Here is a 21,441-nt window from a genome sequence, read left to right on the forward strand (position 1 = left end):
TTTTTATCCTTATTTATTTTTAATTTGTTGATGTCGCTCCTTCTAAGTTTATATAAAAATAGTAAAATAAAAAGCGCTTCCTAATAAATTTAAGAAGCGCAGTTAGGTTTACGACTTTGTTGTTTGATGAGAAAAAGAGAGTAGCAATGAACCTAAACTACAAATCAGCAAAGTAATGGCTAAACTTTGTCCCCATCCTGCAAGTGCAAGCCCACCACCAATTAACAAATAGTAGAATAAGCCTAATAATGCACCCGCAGTGCCTAAACGATCTTTATATTGTGTTAATGCTGTGGCTAAGATATTTGGAATAGCAATGCCATAAGCAACAACACTTGTTATCATTGGAATAATAAAGCTAATGTGGTTACGTAATAAATAAACTCCTATGGCACTGGCTAATGCAATAACACTTGCAAGTAAAACTAATTTTTCACATGACCAATGATGGTTTAATAGTGCTTTATTAATATAAGAGCCAATACCAACACCAATTGCCAATGCAATACCGCTATAACCAAAAGTACTGGCGCTATAACCTTGTTGATCAAACATAAAAGGTGCTAACTGATAATAAGCAAAAAGGCTGATATTAAAAAAGGCAATTAATAATACTGTTTTCGCAATTTGCTTATCTTTAAGCATGGTTATTGCTGTTTCTCCTAATGGCGCTGTTTTTACGGTTTCAGGGCGACTTTCAGGTAACGCAAAAGTACTCCATAGCAGTAAAATCACAGCAAGAAAGGCAAGGCCACTAAATACACCTTGGTAACCAGCATAACTTACTAATAATGAACCGCTTAACATCCCAATAGCGGGACTTAGAGCGATAGCCGCTCCCATAACAGAGAAAACTTTAGCCAATTCATCACCACTATACACATCTCGCATAATGGTTTGTGTGCCGACTGAGCCTACCGCAGCGCCAAAAGCAGAAAGCATACGCAATCCAAGTAAGACTGAAAAATCTTGTGTCATAAAAACGCCAAGACAGGCAATAGCATAAATAAACAGTCCAGCTAACATTGTCGGACGACGACCAATGACATCACATAATCGACCCCATATAATGACGCCCAATGCAAACGCAAAGAAATAGAGCGAAAGTGTTTGTCCAGCCTCGTTTGCACTGACATGAAAGCCGTTTGCAATATCGGTCAGTGCTGGGCTATAAATGGTTTCTGCAATTTGTGGAAACATCATTAACGCAATTGCTAACCATAAAGAGAGTTTTTTGTTCATCTTTTTATCCTACATCCTTAAATCTTGATGGACAGAATACAGAGATAATGAATGTCTTGTTATAAACATAAAGACATATTATTTTTCAAATAGGACAAGTGATGGCTTGGCTTAATCAATACGACCACTTTGTGCCAGAAGAGCATCTTGCATCAGTCGTTGGTATTGCGGCAGAAATGGGAAAGCACGACTCAGGATTTCATTCTCATGATCGCGGGCAGTTATTATTTACACAGTCAGGGTGTATGCGAATTACTTTGGCTTCCCGCGTTTCTGTGTTACCTCCCATGAGGATTGCGTGGATCCCCCCGAGAGTTGAGCATCGAGTCGAAATGTATGCTTCTGTTGGATATCGTTCAGTTTATATTAGTGAAGAATTTCATGATAATTTTCCCAATGACAGTGAGATCTTAACGATTTCACCTCTTTTACGAGAAATATTAGAACGAATTTCTATTGCTGATTTTGATACTCAGTGGGAAGAAGGTCGCTACGCCAATTTATTGGCTGTTTTTTTTGATGAAATCGCTCAGGCCCCGCGGCAACATAATCATTTATTTATGCCTAAAGATAGACGGTTAAGTCGTTTATCCTTTGATGATTTGCCACCAGCATTACAAGAAATGGCGAAGTATGTGGGGGCGAGTGAAAAAACGATCACACGTTTATTTTACAAAGAAACAGGACTGAGCTATCAACAATGGCGCCAACAATGGCGATTAATGAAAGCCATTGAATTATTAGCTACCCATCATCGCTATATTGATATTAGCCAGATATTAGGATTTGCCAGTGACAGTGCCTTTATTACCTTTTTCAAAAAAATGACAGGGCAAACACCGCAAGAATATTTGAAAAGCTGATTGGATTTTATTGACAAGTTTAAAACATAAAGCCCCGATTTAAACGGGGCTTAGTAAGCGAAATCATTAATAGAAATCAATTATTTCTTTTTAATTTCACTTTTGAAATTGCGCTCATTATATCCCGTATAAAGCTGACGAGGACGCGCAATTTTCAGGCCGTCTTCGTGCATTTCATTCCAGTGAGCAATCCAGCCAATTGTACGTGCAATAGCAAAAATAACAGTGAACATATTAGATGGAATACCTAGCGCTTTAAGGATAATACCAGAGTAGAAGTCAACGTTAGGGTACAGTTTTTTCTCAATAAAGTACGGATCGTTTAGAGCAATACGTTCTAATTCCATTGCCACTTCAAGTAAGCTGTCATTGAGGTTTAATTCTTTTAACACTTCATGACAGGTTTCACGCATGACTGTTGCACGAGGATCATAGTTTTTGTAAACACGGTGACCAAAGCCCATTAAACGGAAGGAGTCATTTTTATCTTTTGCGCGTTTAATAAATTCAGGAATGTGTTCAACCGTTTTGATCTCTTCCAACATACGTAAACAAGCTTCGTTAGCACCACCATGAGCAGGTCCCCATAGTGAAGCAATACCCGCAGCAATACAGGCAAATGGATTTGCACCCGAAGAGCCCGCAGTACGTACAGTAGATGTTGAGGCATTTTGTTCATGATCAGCATGGAGAATAAAGATCCTATCCATCGCACGTTCAAGAACAGGGTTAACCACGTATTCTTCACAAGGTGTGGCAAACATCATATGTAGGAAGTTACCCGCATAGGACAGGTCGTTTCTTGGGTAAACGAAAGGTTGTCCAATGGAGTACTTGTAACACATTGCCGCAACAGTAGGCATCTTAGACAGTAAACGATATGCAGTAATATCACGGTGAACAGGATTAGATACATCAAGCGCATCATGGTAAAACGCAGCTAAAGCCCCTGTCACACCACAAAGTACCGCCATTGGGTGTGAGTCACGACGGAAACCATGGAACAGGCGAGTGATTTGTTCATGGATCATGGTATGGCGAGTGACGGTTGTTTTAAATTTATCGTATTGCTCTTGGGTCGGTGCTTCTCCATAAAGCAAGATATAACAGACTTCTAAGTAGGTTGACTCAGTGGCTAATTGTCCAATAGGGAAACCGCGGTGCAGTAAAATACCGTTATTACCGTCGATATAGGTAATTTTCGATTCACAAGAAGCGGTTGAGGTAAAGCCGGGATCATAGGTGTAATAACCTTTGGAGCCGAGAGTACGAATATCAATAACTTTGGAACCGAGTGTAGGGGATAGAACGTCCAAGTCTACAGATGTTTCAGCAATCGTTAGCTTAGCTTTGTTATCAGCCATTTATAATCTCCTTAGCGCTTATATGTCTCCTAACAAAGTCGAGGGTATCTTCATAAAGATGCACTTCGATAGTGAAACTATAGTTGATATAAGGCACCTAGCTGAGTTTTATTTAATGCCCGTAATGTCTACGTCTATAGTGTGTCACTTATGTTAAGGAGCTTTTGATGTTATGTTTTTTTAGGTGCTTTTTTATGCAATGCACTTAGAATTAGTACTGCTATCACTTTTACATAAGTTTGAAGTTTCTGGAAGCGTGTTTGCGCACAAAAAAAACATAAACATTAAAATAATGCAGTAAATGTAATTAAAATGTTGTGCATGTGTCAAAAATGCTAATCATTTTTGCATCCGATGTATTAAATAGTGATCCCTCTCACTGTTCGAGGCAAATGTCGGGCACACAAGTTGTGTGGTAATTGTAATAATTTTGTGAAGCACTTATACTGCGCGCAGGTCTCCGGAACCTTTGTTGTATGGAGAACCAGCGTAACGAATCCACACTTTTTGTAAAATAGACGGATTTAACATTTTACTTAAGATGTGCCTTTGTACCCCATTCGCTGTTTGATTTCCATCCAGGTCCGGAGGAAGGAAAAATTATAAAAGCTGTGTGGGCATAAATTGTGAAAAAACAAAGACCTGTCAATCTGGATTTACAGACGATACAGTTTCCACTCCCTGCTATCGCATCGATCTTGCATCGTGTCTCTGGGGTTATCATGTTAGTCGCAGTGGGCATCTTACTGTGGTTACTTGGCACCTCTCTCTCTTCTCCTGAAGGTTTTCAGCAAGCCGCTGAAATTATGACTGGCTTCTTCGCGAAATTTATTTTGTGGGGCATCCTAACAGCATTGGCGTATCACATTTGTGGTGGTATTCGTCATATGTTAATGGACTTCGGCTTTATTGATGAAACCTTGATTGTGGGGCGCAAATCTGCGGCTGCATCAATGGTTATTACCGTTATTTTATCAATATTGGCGGGGGTATTAGTATGGTAAGTAATTCTTCTACTTTAGGCCGTACTGGCATACAGGATTGGTTATTCCTTCGTGCCTCAGCCATTATTATCGTTTTATATGTTCTTTATCTTGTGGGATTTATTGCTACAACAGAAATAACCTATGAGGTATGGCGTGGGTTCTTTAGCTCATCCTTAACCAAAGTGTTCACCATATTGACCCTGCTTTCTATTCTTATTCACGCGTGGATCGGAATGTGGCAAGTGTTAACGGACTATATTAAACCGCTGGCATTACGCCTGACTTTACAACTGATTATTGTTGTTGCGCTGTTGGTTTATCTTATTTATGGAACAATTGTGGTGTGGGGTGTGTAATGAATTTGCCAGTAAGAGAGTTTGATGCTGTTGTTATTGGTGCTGGTGGTGCTGGTATGCGTGCCGCTTTACAGATTTCTCAAATGGGTCTGTCTTGTGCACTGATTTCTAAAGTTTTTCCTACTCGTTCACATACTGTTTCCGCTCAAGGTGGTATTACTGTTGCTCTGGGTAATACCCATGAGGATAACTGGGAATGGCACATGTACGATACAGTAAAAGGTTCCGACTATATTGGTGACCAAGACGCTATCGAATATATGTGTAAAACCGGCCCTGAAGCAATTTTAGAGCTGGAACATATGGGGCTCCCATTTTCTCGCCTAGATGATGGTCGTATTTATCAGCGTCCATTCGGTGGCCAGTCAAAAAATTTTGGTGGCGAACAAGCCGCTCGTACAGCCGCTGCTGCTGACCGTACTGGGCACGCATTACTGCATACCCTTTATCAGCAAAATTTAAAAAACCACACCACTATTTTTTCAGAGTGGTATTCACTGGATCTCGTGAAAAACCAAGATGGCGATATTGTCGGTTGTACTGCAATTTGTATCGAAACAGGTGAAGTCGTTTATTTCAAAGCAAATGCGACAATTTTAGCGACAGGTGGTGCCGGTCGTATTTACCAATCGACCACAAATGCGCATATCAACACTGGTGATGGTGTGGGGATGGCCGTTCGTGCTGGTGTTCCTCTGCAAGATATGGAAATGTGGCAATTCCACCCAACGGGTATTGCAGGGGCTGGCGTATTAGTGACAGAAGGTTGTCGTGGTGAAGGCGGATATCTGTTGAATAAAGACGGTGAACGCTTTATGGAACGCTATGCACCAAATGCCAAAGACCTTGCGGGTCGCGATGTGGTTGCGCGTTCTATTATGATTGAAATTCGTGAAGGTCGTGGTTGTGATGGCCCTTGGGGTCCACATGCGAAATTGAAACTCGATCATCTGGGTAAAGAAGTCCTTGAATCACGTTTACCAGGTATTCTTGATCTATCTCGTACGTTCGCACACGTTGATCCAGTTAAAGAACCCATTCCTGTTATACCTACTTGTCACTATATGATGGGAGGGATCCCAACAAAAGTGACGGGGCAAGCTATTCGTGTAAACGAGAAGGGCGAAGATGTTGTGATCCCTGGACTGTTCGCAGTCGGTGAAATCGCTTGTGTATCTGTTCACGGTGCAAACCGCTTAGGTGGTAACTCACTGTTAGACCTCGTTGTATTTGGTCGTTCAGCTGGCGTTCACTTAAAAGAGTCATTGATGGAACAAGGCACAATGCGTGATGCGAGCGATTCTGATGTTGAAGCCGCTTTAACTCGTTTAAATCGCTGGGAAAACAACCGTTCTGGTGAAGATCCTGTTGAAATCCGTAAAGCACTGCAATCTTGTATGCAACATAACTTCTCGGTATTCCGTGAAGGCGATGCAATGGCAAAAGGCTTAGAAGAACTGAAAGTTATCCGTGAGCGCTTACAAAATGCAAGACTGGATGATAATTCAAGTGAGTTTAATACACAGCGTATTGAATGCTTAGAATTAGATAACTTGATGGAAACGGCTTATGCCACAGCAGTATCGGCAAACTTCCGTACAGAAAGCCGTGGAGCTCATAGCCGTTTCGATTTCCCAGAGCGTGATGATGCTAACTGGTTATGCCATACATTATATCAACCGCAAACCGAAACAATGACACGACGTGAAGTCAACATGCAGCCGAAACTGCGTGAAGCCTTCCCACCAAAAGTGCGTACCTATTAATTAGCGGTGTTATTGAAGTTGCGGAGACTTAAATATGAAACTTGAATTTTCGATTTATCGTTACAATCCCGACGTTGATAATGCGCCGCATATGCAAGATTACACCCTCGAAGTGCCTGAAGGGCGTGACATGATGCTGTTGGATGCATTAATTCAATTAAAGGAAAAAGATCCTACCTTATCGTTCCGTCGTTCTTGTCGTGAAGGTGTTTGCGGCTCTGATGGCGTGAACATGAATGGTAAAAATGGTTTGGCTTGTATCACACCTATTTCATCTTTACAGAAAGGAAGTAAGAAAATTGTGATCAGACCGTTACCCGGTTTACCAGTAATTCGTGATTTAATAGTGGATATGACTCAGTTCTATACACAGTATGAGAAAATTCGTCCGTATTTAATTAATAATGGCAAAAATCCTCCTGCTCGTGAGAACTTACAGTCACCCGAACAGCGTGAAAAGCTTGATGGACTCTATGATTGTATCCTTTGTGCTTGTTGTTCAACCTCTTGCCCGTCATTCTGGTGGAATCCAGATAAGTTTATCGGGCCAGCAGGATTGTTAGCGGCTTATCGTTTCTTGATTGATAGTCGAGATACAGAAACTGAATCTCGTCTTGATGATCTTAATGATGCGTTCAGTGTGTTCCGTTGTCATGGCATCATGAACTGTGTCAGCGTATGTCCTAAAGGACTTAATCCAACAAAAGCGATTGGTCATATTAAGTCAATGTTGTTAAAACGTAGTGCATAAAATAATAACCGCCCTAAAATAGTTAGGGCGGTTAATGGAAAAGCTAAGTTAGACGTTTGCGGTAAAAATAGTAAGGCACCTTTAACCACTGTAAGACAGTGCTTAAAGGTTCCTTGAGAGCTAAAGCTCCATATTTAAAGAACCTGCGAGATAGCGGGTCATAAGAGAACCTTGCAATCGACACCGTTTAATCACGGTATTAGTTATCCACGGCGAACTAAAGCTGTATAGCTTAAGGGATCATAATGCAGAACGGCGCAATGAAGGACTGGCTAGAATCAACCTTTCTAGCAGGAGAGAATCAGTCTTACATAGAAGATATCTATGAAGATTACCTAACTGACCCAAACTCTGTTGACGAAAGTTGGAGAGAGATTTTTCAACAACTGCCCGCAAGTCAAGGCATAGAACAGTCGCATTCTCAAACCCGCGACTACTTCAGACGCCTCGCAAAAGAATCCACTCGATATCATACCTCGGTAAGCGATCCGGCAATGGACTCAAAACAAGTTAAAGTTTTGCAGCTCATCAATGCCTTCCGTTTCCGTGGTCACCAAAATGCTAATCTCGATCCGCTTGGTTTATGGAAACAAGAATCTGTTCCAGATTTAGATCCTGCTTTCCATAATCTAACTAAAGAAGACTTTGAAGAAACCTTTAACGTTGGTTCTTTTGCTATCGGCAAAGAAACAATGAAATTAGGTGATTTATATGAAGCACTGAAACGCATTTACTGTGGTTCAATCGGCGCTGAATATATGCATATCACTAATACTGAGGAAAAACGTTGGATACAACAACGTTTAGAATCAGTGAATGTTGCAGACCAATTCACTAAAGAAGAAAAGTTACGCTTCCTGACAGAGCTAACCGCAGCTGAAGGTTTAGAGCGCTATTTAGGTGCGAAATTCCCTGGTGCAAAACGCTTCTCTTTAGAAGGTGGTGATGCATTAATTCCGATGTTAAAAGATTTAATTCGCCATGCAGGTAAACAAGACACTCGTGAAGTGGTTCTTGGTATGGCACACCGTGGACGTTTAAACGTTCTGGTTAATATCCTAGGTAAAAAACCAGCGGATTTATTTGATGAATTTGCGGGTATTCATAAAGAACATTTGGGAACGGGTGACGTTAAATATCACCAAGGTTTCTCATCTGATTTTGCGACTGAAGGTGCGCAAGTTCACCTCGCATTAGCTTTTAACCCATCTCACCTAGAGATAGTTAGCCCTGTTGTTATCGGCTCTGTTCGTGCTCGTCGTGATCGTTTAGATGAAGCGCGTAGCAATATGGTTCTTCCTATCACTATTCATGGTGATGCGGCTGTGACTGGTCAAGGTGTTGTGCAAGAAACCCTAAACATGTCTCAGGCGCGTGGTTATGAAGTTGGTGGTACCGTTCGTATTGTTATCAATAACCAAGTTGGTTTTACGACTTCCAATCCAAAAGATGCCCGTTCAACACAATACTGTACTGATATTGTGAAAATGGTTCAGGCACCGATTTTCCACGTTAATGCAGATGATCCTGAAGCGGTCGCTTTTGTTACTCGCTTAGCATTGGATTTCCGTAATACGTTTAAACGCGATGTCATGATTGATCTCGTGTGTTACCGTCGTCATGGTCACAACGAAGCGGATGAGCCAAATGCGACTCAACCTCTGATGTATCAAAAAATCAAAAAACATCCAACACCACGTAAAATTTATGCGGATAAATTGGTTGCTCAATCGTTGCTTGATGCTAATGATGTGACAGAACTGGTCAACCTCTATCGTGATGCGTTGGATCGTGGGGATTGTGTTGTTGAAGAATACCGCCCAATGGGTCTGCATTCTTACACATGGGAACCATACTTAAATCACGAATGGAATGAAGAGTATCCACATAAAGTAGAGAAAACGCGTTTACAAGATTTAGCGCGTCGTGTGAGTACCGTTCCTTCAGAAATCGTGATGCAGTCTCGTGTTGAGAAAATTTACGCTGACCGTGCTGTTATGGCAGAAGGTGAGAAATTACTCGACTGGGGGGCAGCAGAAACATTGGCATATGCGACTTTAGTTGACCAAGGTATCGCCATTCGCCTTTCTGGTGAAGATGCGGGACGTGGTACATTCTTCCACCGTCATGCCGTTATTCATAACCAAACAAATGGCTCTGTTTATGTACCATTAGCTAATATTCACAATGCTCAAGGACAATTTAATGTCTGGGACTCTGTATTAACAGAAGAAGCTGTACTTGCATTTGAATATGGTTATGCCACAACAGAACCTCGCGGTTTAACAATTTGGGAAGCCCAATTTGGTGACTTCGCAAACGTAGCTCAAGTGGTTATCGACCAATTTATTAGCTCGGGTGAGCAAAAATGGGGCCGTATGTGTGGTTTAGTTATGTTGTTACCACACGGTTATGAAGGCCAAGGTCCAGAGCACTCCTCTGCCCGTTTAGAACGTTATCTGCAACTGTGTGCAGAACAAAACATGCAGGTTTGTGTGCCATCAACGCCGGCTCAGGTTTACCATATGTTACGCCGTCAAGCGTTACGTGGTATGCGTCGCCCACTTATCGTAATGTCACCAAAATCACTGTTACGTCATCCATTAGCGGTTTCTGAGCTGGATGAATTAGCAAATGGTAAATTCTTACCTGTTATTGGTGAAATCGATGATTTAAAACCTGCTGATGTGAAACGTGTTGTGATGTGTTCCGGTAAGGTTTACTACGATTTATTAGAACAACGTCGCGCTAATGAGCAAAACAACGTTGCCATTATTCGTATCGAACAACTGTATCCATTCCCACACGAAGATATTGCGCAAATTCTCGCACCTTATGCTCATGTCAAAGAGTTTATTTGGTGTCAAGAAGAGCCCCTGAATCAAGGTGCTTGGTACTGTAGTCAGCATAACTTCCGTGATGCTATTCCAGCAGGCGCAACATTACGTTATGCAGGACGTCCTGCATCAGCCTCTCCAGCAGTTGGTTATACCTCTGTTCATCAGGAGCAACAAAAAGCTCTGGTTGAAGACGCACTGAAAGTTGAATAAATAAGGATAGAAAATGAGTAGTGTAGATATTCTAGTACCGGATCTCCCTGAATCAGTTGCTGACGCATCGGTCGCAACTTGGCATAAAAAACCTGGTGATAGCATTCAACGCGATGAAGTGCTGGTTGAAATCGAAACAGACAAAGTTGTTTTAGAAGTACCTGCAAGTGAAGCTGGCGTTTTAGAAAGCATTCTTGAAGAAGAGGGCGCTACTGTTGGTTCACGCCAATTACTAGGTCGTATTCGTTTAGGTGATAGCACTGGTATTCCTGCTGATGTGAAACCTGCTCAAGATAGCACTCCAGCACAGCGTCAACATGCTGATATTGCTGAAAAAGGCAATAATGATGCGCTAAGTCCAACAGCACGTCGCTTAGTGGCTGAACACGATATTAACCCTGCAGATGTGAAAGGTAGTGGTGTCGGTGGACGTTTAACTCGTCAAGATATCGAAGGTCATGTAGCGAATAAATCAACGGCACAACCGGTAGCCGAAGCGCCTCAAGCACTGTTATCTCATCGTAGCGAAAAACGTGTACCAATGACACGTTTACGTAAACGTGTCGCAGAACGCTTATTAGAGGCGAAAAATACCACTGCAATGTTGACAACGTTTAACGAAATCAACATGCAACCAATCAAAGATTTACGTGCTCAGTATGGTGAAGCATTCGAAAAACGCCACGGTGTACGTTTAGGCTTTATGTCTTTCTATATTAAAGCCGTTGTTGAAGCGCTGAAACGCTATCCAGAAGTCAATGCTTCTATCGATGGTACTGATGTGGTTTATCACAACTACTTCGATATCAGTATTGCAGTATCAACACCGCGTGGTCTGGTAACACCAGTATTACGCGATGCGGATGCAATGAGCATGGCAGATATTGAGAAAAACATCAAAGCATTAGCTGTAAAAGGTCGTGATGGTAAGTTGACTGTTGAAGACTTAACAGGGGGTAACTTCACTATTACAAATGGTGGTGTTTTCGGTTCATTAATGTCAACTCCAATTATCAACCCACCACAAAGTGCCATTTTAGGAATGCATGCAATTAAAGATCGTCCAATGGCAGTTGATGGTCAGGTTGTTATTCTACCAATGATGTATCTGGCTCTGTCTTATGACCACCGTTTAATTGATGGTCGTGAGTCTGTCGGTTTCTTAGTAACCGTTAAAGAGATGCTAGAAGATCCAGCTCGTTTATTACTGGATGTATAGGTAATAAATATCGCTTTTAGGCAGGAGATGCTCCTCCTGCCTACTTAGCAACAGTCACAAGCATCAAAGAAGTACAGTGTGTTCGTGAAGCCAGATTTCTCTGGCTTATAGTCAAAAAAATAAGAAAGCCCGACTTTCAACAAGATTATGGATAGAACATCATGAATTTACACGAGTATCAGGCAAAACAGCTTTTCACACGGTATGGATTACCAGCACCTGCTGGTTTCGCCTGCACCACACCGCGCGAGGCAGAAGAAGCTGCATCAAAAATCGGTCAAGGCCCTTGGGTCGTGAAGTGTCAAGTTCACGCGGGTGGACGTGGTAAAGCGGGCGGCGTAAAAGTCGTTAAATCTAAAGAAGAGATCCGCGCATTTGCTGAACAATGGTTAGGTAAACGTTTAGTCACTTATCAAACAGATGCTAATGGTCAGCCGGTTACACAGATTTTGGTTGAAGCAGCCACTGATATTGCTAAAGAGCTTTATCTTGGTGCGGTTGTTGACCGTGGTACCCGCCGCGTTGTCTTTATGGCCTCAACAGAAGGTGGCGTTGAGATTGAGAAAGTGGCTGAAGAAACGCCAGAACTTATTCATCGCGCAATTATTGATCCACTGACAGGCCCTATGCCTTATCAGGGAAGAGAATTAGCATTTAAACTGGGTTTAAAAGGCAAGCAAGTTAGTCAATTTGCTAAAATCTTTATGGGATTAGCTTCTATTTTCTTAGAGCGCGATCTTGCTTTAATCGAAATTAACCCACTGGTTATTACTAAAGAAGACGATCTAATTTGTCTTGATGGTAAATTAGGTGTAGATAGTAATGCGTTGTATCGTCAACCAGAAATGCGTGAAATGCATGATCCTTCACAAGAAGATCCTCGTGAAGCACAAGCTGCACAATGGGAACTGAACTACGTTGCATTAGATGGCAACATTGGCTGTATGGTTAATGGTGCTGGTTTAGCGATGGGGACAATGGATATCGTTAAACTTCATGGCGGTGAGCCTGCAAACTTCCTCGATGTAGGTGGTGGTGCAACAAAAGAGCGCGTAACTGAAGCATTTAAGATTATTTTGTCAGATGAAAATGTCAGTGCTGTATTAGTCAATATTTTTGGCGGTATTGTTCGTTGTGACTTAATCGCAGACGGTATTATTGGCGCAGTTGAAGAAGTTGGCGTTAATGTTCCTGTGGTTGTTCGTCTTGAAGGAAACAATGCAGAGTTAGGCACCAAAAAATTAGCAGATAGTGGATTAAATATTATCGCTGCTAAAAGCTTAACTGATGCCGCGAAACAAGTTGTTGCAGCAGCGGAGGCAAAATAATGTCTATTTTAATCGATAAGAATACCAAAGTCATTTGCCAAGGTTTCACTGGTAGCCAAGGAACATTCCATTCAGAGCAAGCTATTGCTTACGGTACGAAAATGGTTGGTGGTGTGACACCGGGTAAAGGCGGTACTACGCACTTAGGTTTACCTGTATTCAATACCGTACGTGAAGCCGTTGAAGCAACGGGAGCAACTGCGACAGTAATTTATGTCCCCGCACCATTTTGTAAAGATTCAATCTTAGAAGCAATTGATGCGGGCATTAAACTAATTATTACTATTACGGAAGGTATTCCTACGTTGGATATGCTGACGGTAAAAGTTAAATTAGATGAAGCTGGCGTGCGTATGATTGGCCCTAACTGTCCAGGTGTTATCACTCCTGGTGAATGTAAGATTGGTATTATGCCTGGTCACATTCACTTACCAGGTAAAGTCGGTATTGTATCTCGTTCAGGTACATTAACTTATGAAGCTGTTAAGCAAACAACAGACGTTGGTTTAGGTCAATCAACCTGTGTTGGTATTGGTGGTGATCCAATTCCGGGCTCTAACTTTATTGATATTCTGAAGCTATTCCAAGAAGATCCACAAACAGAAGCGATTGTGATGATCGGTGAGATTGGGGGGACAGCGGAAGAAGAAGCGGCTGCTTATATCAAAGAGCACGTAACGAAGCCAGTTGTCGGCTATATCGCTGGTGTAACAGCACCTAAAGGCAAACGTATGGGACATGCGGGTGCAATTATTGCGGGTGGTAAAGGCACCGCGGATGAGAAATTTGCTGCCCTTGAATCTGCAGGCGTTAAAACAGTGCGTAGCTTAGCGGATATTGGTGAAGCAATTAAATCACTGATCAAGTAAGTAACAAATCTGTTAATAATTTCAGATTGATACTATTTAAAATGCCAGTTTCTAAAATAGAAGCTGGCATTTTTTATTGCTAGTTTTATTTAATAGTCTATATCAACAGCTAATATTGTAATTAACATATCGATACCATCCCAAATTACCATTAATTGATTGTTTTATATCATTTTTTTTTAAAATTGATCTGCATGGGAAACCTCATTTTTTTATTTATCTTATTTCTTCTAGAACTTAAACATAATGAGGTAAATCAGGCATAAATCTTCTGAATTGTTAAAAGTAATATTTTAAATACGTGTTTTGAGTGAAAAAGTGCCATCAAGAAAAACTTGTTTCATAATGTCTTCAATAGAGGTGTTTCTATGAATATCATAATAATTAGCTTTAAATTTATACTATGATCACGTTGTAACACTGATTTTTACTAAGAATATAGGCATTTAAACATGTTAATGAATACATCAGGATAAGAGGGAGATAAGCTTTTTGATAGAAAAAATATCTTTTTATTATGAGAATACGTCAAAATGACCATTAAAGGCGAATTATAATCGCTTTATCGTTATAAGAAGAGTCAATAAGAAGTTGGTGAGTGTTCCGAAAAACACTTTATTCAAATAAGAAAATAGAATAAAAGCGTTTTTGTATTTTTTCTTATTAATTTCAATAAATGATTTTTCTTTTACTTGTATCGCATTGATTTTTATAATTATTTATTTTTTGCTAATGATGGTTTTGTGCTTTTTCAGTTAAATACAGATTTATTGTGCTTCGTTTACCCAGAATCAAAAATACACTAAAAAAAAGAAATAGTATTAGGAATCGATAATCAATATTAGGCTTTTTATATATTTTTATTCGATAAATAATTGAGCATATTTTTTATATTTACATTTCTGTAAATTTCAACTTATTAATTAATAGATTATTTTTTTAAAATATTTATTATTTACCTGCAAAAAAATGAAATTGATATTAAAATTAATAAAACACAATTAAAAGCGTTTATTTTTAAGGCTTTTATGAAAATAAAAAGTTAATTTTATTATGGAAAATATAAGGAGGTAAATTATACTAAAAAATAAAAACAACATTGCATTAACACAGTGGTAACTATTAGGTAATTTATTCGCAACTAGTTAACATTAAAGTGTTTTTTTGATGTGGGTCAAGTTATTAATTGTGGAAAAATTTTCTGAATATGCTTAAATTGGCACACGATCAAATATGCTGTTACAAACCTAAAAGTCGTATTGTTGACCTAAGCTCAGAATTCAAATCTGGGTCACGCAAAATATATTTATTATATGTAAATATAAGCGTACTATTTGTAAGGTATTGTGTTTTTGGTCTTTAATATTCGTTGTTGTTTTTAGAGGCATTTATTGCTGGTAGTTATGAGGCTTTATAAATTTAATAAGGTCGGGTTGCCGCAAGTCGGTGTCTTCCTGCTAGGAGCAAGGAGTCAAGATGTTTGATATTGTCGAACTGTCACGGTTACAGTTTGCCTTAACAGCAATGTATCACTTCCTGTTTGTCCCATTAACGCTGGGTATGGCGTTTATGCTGGCAATCATGGAAACGATATATGTTCTGTCGGGTAAACAAGTTTACAAAGATATGACAAAGTTCTGGGGTAAGTTATTTGGTATTAACTTTGCTCTGGGTGTCGCAACTGGGTTGACCATGGAGTTCCAATTTGGTACTAACTGGTCATATTTCTCTCATTACGTCGGTGATATCTTCGGTGCGCCTTTAGCAATCGAAGGTTTGATGGCGTTCTTCTTAGAATCAACTTTCGTCGGATTGTTCTTCTTTGGCTGGGATCGCTTAGGCAAGAAGCAGCACTTGATGGTAACTTGGTTAGTTGCTTTCGGTTCTAACTTCTCTGCTCTGTGGATCCTTGTTGCGAATGGTTGGATGCAAAACCCTGTCGCTGCAGACTTCAACTTTGAAACCATGCGAATGGAAATGTTGAGTTTTGCGGATCTGGTTTTAAACCCTGTCGCTCAAGTTAAATTTGTTCACACCGTTGCTGCTGGTTACTGTACTGGTGCATTCTTTGTTCTGGGTATCAGTTCTTACTACCTGCTTAAAGGTCGTGATATCGGTTTTGCAAAACGTTCTTTCGCTGTTGCTGCTACTTTTGGTATCGCCGCTGTCTTATCTGTTATCGTACTGGGTGATGAATCTGGTTACGAAATGGGGGACGTGCAGAAAACCAAACTTGCTGCAATTGAAGGTGAATGGCATACAGAACCAGCTCCAGCTGCATTTAATCTGATTGCATTCCCTAATCAAGAAAAAATGGAAAACTCGTTTGCATTACAAATCCCTTATGTCATGGGGATTATCGCAACGCGTTCTTTCGATACGCCAGTATTAGGTCTTAACGATCTGATGAGTCAGCACGAAGTTCGTATTCGTAACGGTATGAAAGCTTACGAATTATTAAGCGAATTACGCGCAGGTAATACTGATCCTGCTATTCGAGCTGCATTTAATGACACTAAACAAGATTTAGGCTACGGCTTATTACTGAAGCGTTATACTGATAACGTTGTTGATGCAACAGAAGAGCAAATCAAATCTGCTGCAAAAGACACTATCCCTAATGTCGCACCTCTGTTCTGGTCATTCCGTATCATGGTTGCCGCAGGCTTCCTGATGTTACTGGTTGTTGCGATTTCTTTCTGGACTGTTCTGTCTAACCGTATTGGTAACTATAAATGGTTACTACGTGCTGCTCTGTTTAGTATTCCATTACCATGGATCGCAGTTGAAGCCGGTTGGTTTGTTGCAGAATATGGACGTCAACCATGGGCGATTGGTGAAATCCTGCCTACGGCTGTAGCAACTTCTTCACTGACACAGGCTGATATCCTAGTATCTATGGGGCTTATCTGCGGTCTGTACACGTTGTTCCTAGTTGCTGAAATGTTCCTGATGTTCAAATTTGGTCGCCTTGGGCCGAGTAGCCTGAAGACGGGTCGCTATCACTTTGAACAGAAGACAGCTTCTTCTCAAAGTAAGTAACACAGGAGTCCACTATGTTTGATTATGAAGTATTGCGATTTGTTTGGTGGCTACTGATTGGTATCTTACTGATTGGGTTTGCAGTCACTGATGGTTTTGATATGGGTGTTGGTGTGTTACTACGCGTTATCGCTAAAGATGACACTGAACGCCGTATTTTAATTAACTCTGTTGCACCTCACTGGGATGGTAACCAAGTATGGTTAATCACAGCTGGTGGTGCACTATTCGCTGCATGGCCAATGGTTTATGCTGCGGCATTCTCTGGTTTTTATTTCGGTATGATCTTCGTATTGGCGGCATTATTCTTCCGTCCGGTCGGTTTTGATTACCGTTCTAAACTGGAATCTCCAAAATGGCGTGGTATGTGGGATTGGGGCATCTTTATTGGTAGCTTCGTTCCGCCATTAGTTATCGGTGTTGCTTTTGGTAACCTGTTGCAAGGTGTTCCATTAGAAGTCGATAGCATGCAACGTGTATCTTATAACGGTACAACTAATGCACTAATCAACCTATTAAGTCTGTTAAACCCATACGGTTTATTAGCGGGTGTGGTTAGCTTAATGATGATTGTTGCACATGGTGCAAGTTATCTTCAAATGCGTACAACAGGTGAATTACATGAGCGTACTCGTAAAACAACGTACATTACCTCATTAATTACTTTTATCGCATTCGCATTAGCAGGTGTATGGTTAATCTATGGTATCGATGGCTTTATTGTTACAAGTGCTATTGATACTGCTGGTCCATCATCGCCACTGCTGAAAACCGTTTCTCATGAAGCGGGTGCTTGGATGACTAACTACAACAATTATCCAGTATTATGGATATTACCGGCCTTAGGTCTGCTATCTCCATTACTGGCGATTGTTGCCACTAAAGCAAATAAAGGGGGTTGGGCATTCCTGTTCACTTCACTGACAATTGCTTGTGTTATCCTGACTTGTGGTGTGACTATGTTCCCATTTGTGATGCCTTCAAGCACTTTCCCAGATGTGAGCTTAACAATGTGGGATGCAACTTCTAGCCTGTTTACTCTTCAGGTAATGACAGTTGTTGCGATTATCTTTGTACCTATCGTTCTCCTTTACACTATCTGGTGTTACTGGAAAATGCATGGTCGCCTCGATAAGAAATTTATCGAAGGCAATAATCATACTCTGTACTAAGGAGCATAGAGAATGTGGTATTTTGCATGGCTTCTCGGAACGCTCTTCGCTTGTAGTATTGCGGTGATCGCAGGACTGGCTTTCGAGCACGCTGAAGCGAAAAAAGCTTCAGAAAGTGAAGAATAATGTTGGATAAAAGCTACCAACTACTCGACAAGGGCCCTATTAGGGCTCTTGTTTTAATCATGGCGTTGGTAATGGCATTTTGTGTTATGTGGGATCCTAGCCGATTTGCAGCGAACACGAGTTCACTTGCAATTTGGCAAGGTATTCTTCTTATTTGGTCTGTATGTGCTGGAGCGACGTTTGGTCTAGCATTTCGTCCTAAACATGTTGTTGCAAAATGTTTATTACATCCAATCCCTGCAATTATTATTTTAGTTGTTGGGCTAATTTACTTTTTCTTCTAAAAAAATACCTTATTTCTGCTCAGTGTATGAAAAAGAAATAAGGTATTTTATTTTGTAAATATCTATCCTTGGTGACTGCTCCCCGCCGTAAACGGCGAGGCTTCCCACTTCTCAGACCGCAATCCTCTGTACGACGGATTTACGCTGGTCTCCATGGGCTGAATTCTCTCACTCCTCTAGCGTTATAGTTGGATATTTTCTTTTAAGTAATCAATAAATAAACGTGTTTTTCTTGGAACATACTCACTATAAGGAAAAATAATATTAACGGATTGCATTAGCAAAGAAATTTCAGGAAACAACACGACTAGTTTTTCATCTAATAATTCTTGATGAATATACCAATGTGGCAAAATAGTCATTCCAGCACAAGAAAGTACCATTTTTTTTAATGCCGCAATGGTATTCGTTTCAAAATAGGCTTCTTGAGCTAACTGAGAAAGCAGAGTGTTAAATTCTGAAGAGGGTGAAAGCTTACTTTGGCGTAAATTACTATTTGCTAAATAAGGAATAGCGCTTAAGTCGTCGATAGTTTTTATTGAGAAATTCTGTAATAACTCAGGAGAGATAACCAAACTTATTTGATATTCCGCCAGTTTTGTAGAACGATAATTACTGTCTTTCAATGTGCCAAGCCGAATAGCGAGATCAAGTTTATGGTTTATTAAATCTTCAATAGATGAATTAAACGCATACTGTATTTTTAGCTTTGGGTGTAACTGCATAAATTGATTAAGTAATGGCAAAATATAGTATTTACCAAATTCAGCCGTTGAGCTTAATCGCAACGATCCCTGTAATTCTTGTTGTCCTAATCGCGCTTTATCTAAAGTTTGTTCTAACTGACTTAACACGAGACGGAAATCTTGATAAAGCATTTCACCGGTTTCAGTGAGTGAAAATCGCCGTGTATTACGATTGAGCAATGACACATCCAATTCTGTTTCTAATGCTTTGATATGAATACTTACCATTGATTTACTGAGGCGTAAATATTTTGCCGCTTGAGTAAATGAGCCTGTATCAACAACCGCAATAAAAGAGCGAATTCGATCAATTTGATTTTGCATGATTGTTTACTCTGATTAAACAATAAGTTCTATTTTGTCAGATAGACGAAATTCGTCAATCTTTCGTACTCTATGCACGGAGGATTTTTATGACTTACCGCTATCGAATTGCATCTATATTTCTGCTGGGCTTCTTTATAGATTGTATTAACATTTTTATGTCAGCTATTGCATTACCTGCAATTGCTGATGATATGCAAATCTCTATTGTTTCGGTTACATGGGTTTCAAATAGTTATATTCTGGGATTAACATTAATTATTCCATTGAGTCACTGGTTATCTCAACGTGTTGGAATTAAAGCATTGATGGTAACGTCAATGTTGATGTTTAGTTTATCTGTCGCATTAGTGGGGTATTCACACGCTTTCAGCGAACTTATTTTTTGGCGCTTTCTTCAAGGTGTGAGTGGTGGTCTGCTGATCCCTATTGGGCAAGCATTAACGTTTCAATATTTTCAAGGGCATGAAAGAAGTAAAATTTCTACACTTATTATGGCAATAGCCTTAATTGCACCTGCAATATCGCCGACATTAGGTGGATTTATTGTCGATGTTGTTTCGTGGCGTTGGGTTTTTTATAGCAATATTCCATTCTCATTGCTAACTGCGTTTCTAGCCTTTATCTGGGTAAAAGAGCCTTTACCTAAAGAAAACGTGATACCTGATATTAAAGGTATCATTCTTATTAGCTTGATCATTGTATCTGGATTGTTCGCGTTATCTGCTTATGGTGAATATCACTCAACATTACTTGCTTTAGCGATTGCCCTATTTTCAGCAATTTTTACTGTATTTTATTATTACCATTATCGGCACCATTCATCGCCAGTTATTAATTTAGCATTATTAAAAAATAGAAATTTATCACTCTCTATTTTTATTTATTACTGTATTCCAGGTATTTTTACTGGAGTGAATATTCTCGCTATTTTTTATTTACAACAATATTTAAAATTTACAGGTCAAGGTACAGGTTTTTTTATGTTGTTGTATGCACTGGGTGCTTTTATTTCAATAATAATAAGTGGTGCTCTTTATAATAAATTAGGTATGAAATGCTTATTTATTATTGCATTGTTATTACACAGCATAGGTATTTCTTTATTAACACTTGTAAATAATAATACAGATATTCCATTACTTATTAGTACATATCTAATTATCGGAGTGGGTGGGGGGATTGGTGCAAACACTGCTCAAACCACCGCATTGTATGACTTTAGTGCACAAAAATTAGTTCAAGCAAGTGTTATTTGGAATATTAACAGACAAGTTGTTTTTAGTGTCGGGGCAACAATGGTTGCTATGTTATTTAATATTCTTTCTCTTTTTTGTTTACCACAAACAGCTTATAAAATGACGTTTTTAATATACGCATTGATAGGCATATTACCTCTTATTTTATTATTGACACTAAAGAAAGATGTTATTACACAGGAAATACAAGATGAATTTTAATTCGGACTTAATTATAGAAAGCATTAAATCTCTGCATGATGAGATTGAAACCGTTTTTACGCAATATCCGCTATCTGTTGATGCTATTACAAAAATAGAACATCTTTTATCTCAAGAGTTTTCGATGGTTGGGATCAATGGAAAAGCAGTGAGTTATGATGACGTTATCGCGATGTTCAGGAAAAATGCAGGGAAAAGAAGTGGTCTGAAAATAAAAACGGATAATTATAAAATAATTTATCAGTCAGATTGTTTGGCGCTTGTCAGATATCAAGAAAAACACAGTGAAAATAAGAAAATTCTTATGCGTGAGTCAGTGGTATTATTGAGACGTAATTCTCATGATGAGTGTTGGCAATGGCACTATCTTCATGAAACTCCAATCTCAAATAATTAATTGATTTATATAAAAAACCAGTTTTTAAACTGGTTTTTTTCTGTCATTAAAAATAATACTGCTAAATGAGGCAATCTATGAATTTCTAATTAGCAA

Annotated in this window: 18 protein-coding genes; 15 read left to right on the forward strand and 3 right to left on the reverse strand. The window is 39.6% G+C overall.

Annotated features, from left to right (window positions below; translation table 11 throughout):
- Positions 1-108: 108 nt before the first annotated feature.
- Positions 109-1,242, reverse strand: a complete 1,134-nt coding sequence (locus tag SB028_RS05420) for a multidrug effflux MFS transporter (protein ID WP_069370090.1) — start codon at positions 1,240-1,242, stop codon at positions 109-111.
- 101 nt (positions 1,243-1,343) lie between these two features.
- Between SB028_RS05420 and SB028_RS05425 the strand changes: the two genes are divergently transcribed.
- Complete coding sequence (locus SB028_RS05425; RefSeq protein WP_069370091.1) at positions 1,344-2,105, forward strand: AraC family transcriptional regulator; 762 nt, start codon at positions 1,344-1,346, stop codon at positions 2,103-2,105.
- A gap of 80 nt (positions 2,106-2,185) precedes the next feature.
- On the opposite strand, the gene SB028_RS05430 is transcribed toward SB028_RS05425, so the two are convergent.
- Positions 2,186-3,469 (reverse strand): citrate synthase, encoded by a 1,284-nt coding sequence (locus SB028_RS05430; RefSeq protein ID WP_069370092.1) that lies wholly within the window; start codon positions 3,467-3,469, stop codon positions 2,186-2,188.
- Between the two features lie 623 nt (positions 3,470-4,092).
- On the opposite strand from SB028_RS05430, the gene sdhC reads away from it, so the two are divergent.
- The 12 genes from sdhC to ybgE all read left to right on the forward strand — a co-directional run bounded on the left by sdhC (position 4,093) and on the right by ybgE (position 18,418).
- Entirely contained in the window at positions 4,093-4,473 is a 381-nt protein-coding gene (gene sdhC, locus SB028_RS05435) for a succinate dehydrogenase cytochrome b556 subunit (protein ID WP_128860624.1), read from the forward strand.
- Positions 4,467-4,811 carry a succinate dehydrogenase membrane anchor subunit gene (sdhD, locus tag SB028_RS05440; RefSeq protein ID WP_006537664.1) on the forward strand — a complete coding sequence of 115 codons (345 nt, stop codon included), beginning with the start codon at positions 4,467-4,469 and terminating at the stop codon, positions 4,809-4,811. The genes sdhC and sdhD overlap by 7 nt, the downstream gene beginning before the upstream one ends.
- Positions 4,811-6,577, forward strand: a complete 1,767-nt coding sequence (sdhA, locus tag SB028_RS05445; protein WP_023581183.1) for a succinate dehydrogenase flavoprotein subunit — start codon at positions 4,811-4,813, stop codon at positions 6,575-6,577. Before sdhD ends, sdhA begins: the two co-directional genes overlap by 1 nt.
- A gap of 34 nt (positions 6,578-6,611) precedes the next feature.
- Positions 6,612-7,328, forward strand: a complete 717-nt coding sequence (locus SB028_RS05450; RefSeq protein ID WP_006537662.1) for a succinate dehydrogenase iron-sulfur subunit — start codon at positions 6,612-6,614, stop codon at positions 7,326-7,328.
- A 245-nt stretch (positions 7,329-7,573) separates the two neighbouring features.
- Entirely contained in the window at positions 7,574-10,378 is a 2,805-nt protein-coding gene (gene sucA / locus SB028_RS05455; protein WP_069370094.1) for a 2-oxoglutarate dehydrogenase E1 component, read from the forward strand.
- Between the two features lie 13 nt (positions 10,379-10,391).
- On the forward strand, positions 10,392-11,597 hold the full coding sequence (odhB, locus tag SB028_RS05460; protein ID WP_069370095.1) for a 2-oxoglutarate dehydrogenase complex dihydrolipoyllysine-residue succinyltransferase: 1,206 nt from the start codon (positions 10,392-10,394) through the stop codon (positions 11,595-11,597).
- Between the two features lie 161 nt (positions 11,598-11,758).
- On the forward strand, positions 11,759-12,925 hold the full coding sequence (sucC, locus tag SB028_RS05465) for an ADP-forming succinate--CoA ligase subunit beta (RefSeq protein ID WP_006537658.1): 1,167 nt from the start codon (positions 11,759-11,761) through the stop codon (positions 12,923-12,925).
- Positions 12,925-13,794 (forward strand): succinate--CoA ligase subunit alpha, encoded by an 870-nt coding sequence (sucD, locus tag SB028_RS05470; RefSeq protein ID WP_069370096.1) that lies wholly within the window; start codon positions 12,925-12,927, stop codon positions 13,792-13,794. Before sucC ends, sucD begins: the two co-directional genes overlap by 1 nt.
- A gap of 1,476 nt (positions 13,795-15,270) precedes the next feature.
- A complete protein-coding gene (cydA, locus tag SB028_RS05475; protein ID WP_069370097.1) occupies positions 15,271-16,836 on the forward strand; it encodes a cytochrome ubiquinol oxidase subunit I in 1,566 nt (521 codons plus the stop codon).
- 14 nt (positions 16,837-16,850) lie between these two features.
- Positions 16,851-18,008, forward strand: a complete 1,158-nt coding sequence (gene cydB, locus SB028_RS05480; protein ID WP_069370098.1) for a cytochrome d ubiquinol oxidase subunit II — start codon at positions 16,851-16,853, stop codon at positions 18,006-18,008.
- Positions 18,009-18,020: 12 nt separating this feature from the next.
- Complete coding sequence (gene cydX / locus SB028_RS05485; protein WP_069370099.1) at positions 18,021-18,134, forward strand: cytochrome bd-I oxidase subunit CydX; 114 nt, start codon at positions 18,021-18,023, stop codon at positions 18,132-18,134.
- Positions 18,134-18,418, forward strand: a complete 285-nt coding sequence (gene ybgE / locus SB028_RS05490) for a cyd operon protein YbgE (RefSeq protein WP_069370100.1) — start codon at positions 18,134-18,136, stop codon at positions 18,416-18,418. Before cydX ends, ybgE begins: the two co-directional genes overlap by 1 nt.
- Positions 18,419-18,600: 182 nt before the next feature.
- Here ybgE and SB028_RS05495 read toward each other — a convergent pair whose 3' ends face one another.
- Positions 18,601-19,488, reverse strand: coding sequence for a LysR family transcriptional regulator (locus tag SB028_RS05495; RefSeq protein ID WP_069370101.1), 888 nt, complete (start codon positions 19,486-19,488; stop codon positions 18,601-18,603).
- Positions 19,489-19,577: 89 nt separating this feature from the next.
- On the opposite strand from SB028_RS05495, the gene SB028_RS05500 reads away from it, so the two are divergent.
- Positions 19,578-20,948, forward strand: coding sequence for an MFS transporter (locus SB028_RS05500; RefSeq protein ID WP_318859931.1), 1,371 nt, complete (start codon positions 19,578-19,580; stop codon positions 20,946-20,948).
- Positions 20,938-21,345, forward strand: a complete 408-nt coding sequence (locus SB028_RS05505; RefSeq protein WP_069370102.1) for a hypothetical protein — start codon at positions 20,938-20,940, stop codon at positions 21,343-21,345. Before SB028_RS05500 ends, SB028_RS05505 begins: the two co-directional genes overlap by 11 nt.
- The last annotated feature ends 96 nt before the right edge of the window (positions 21,346-21,441 follow it).

The organism is Proteus vulgaris (assembly GCF_033708015.1).
Taxonomy (GTDB): Bacteria; Pseudomonadota; Gammaproteobacteria; order Enterobacterales; family Enterobacteriaceae; genus Proteus.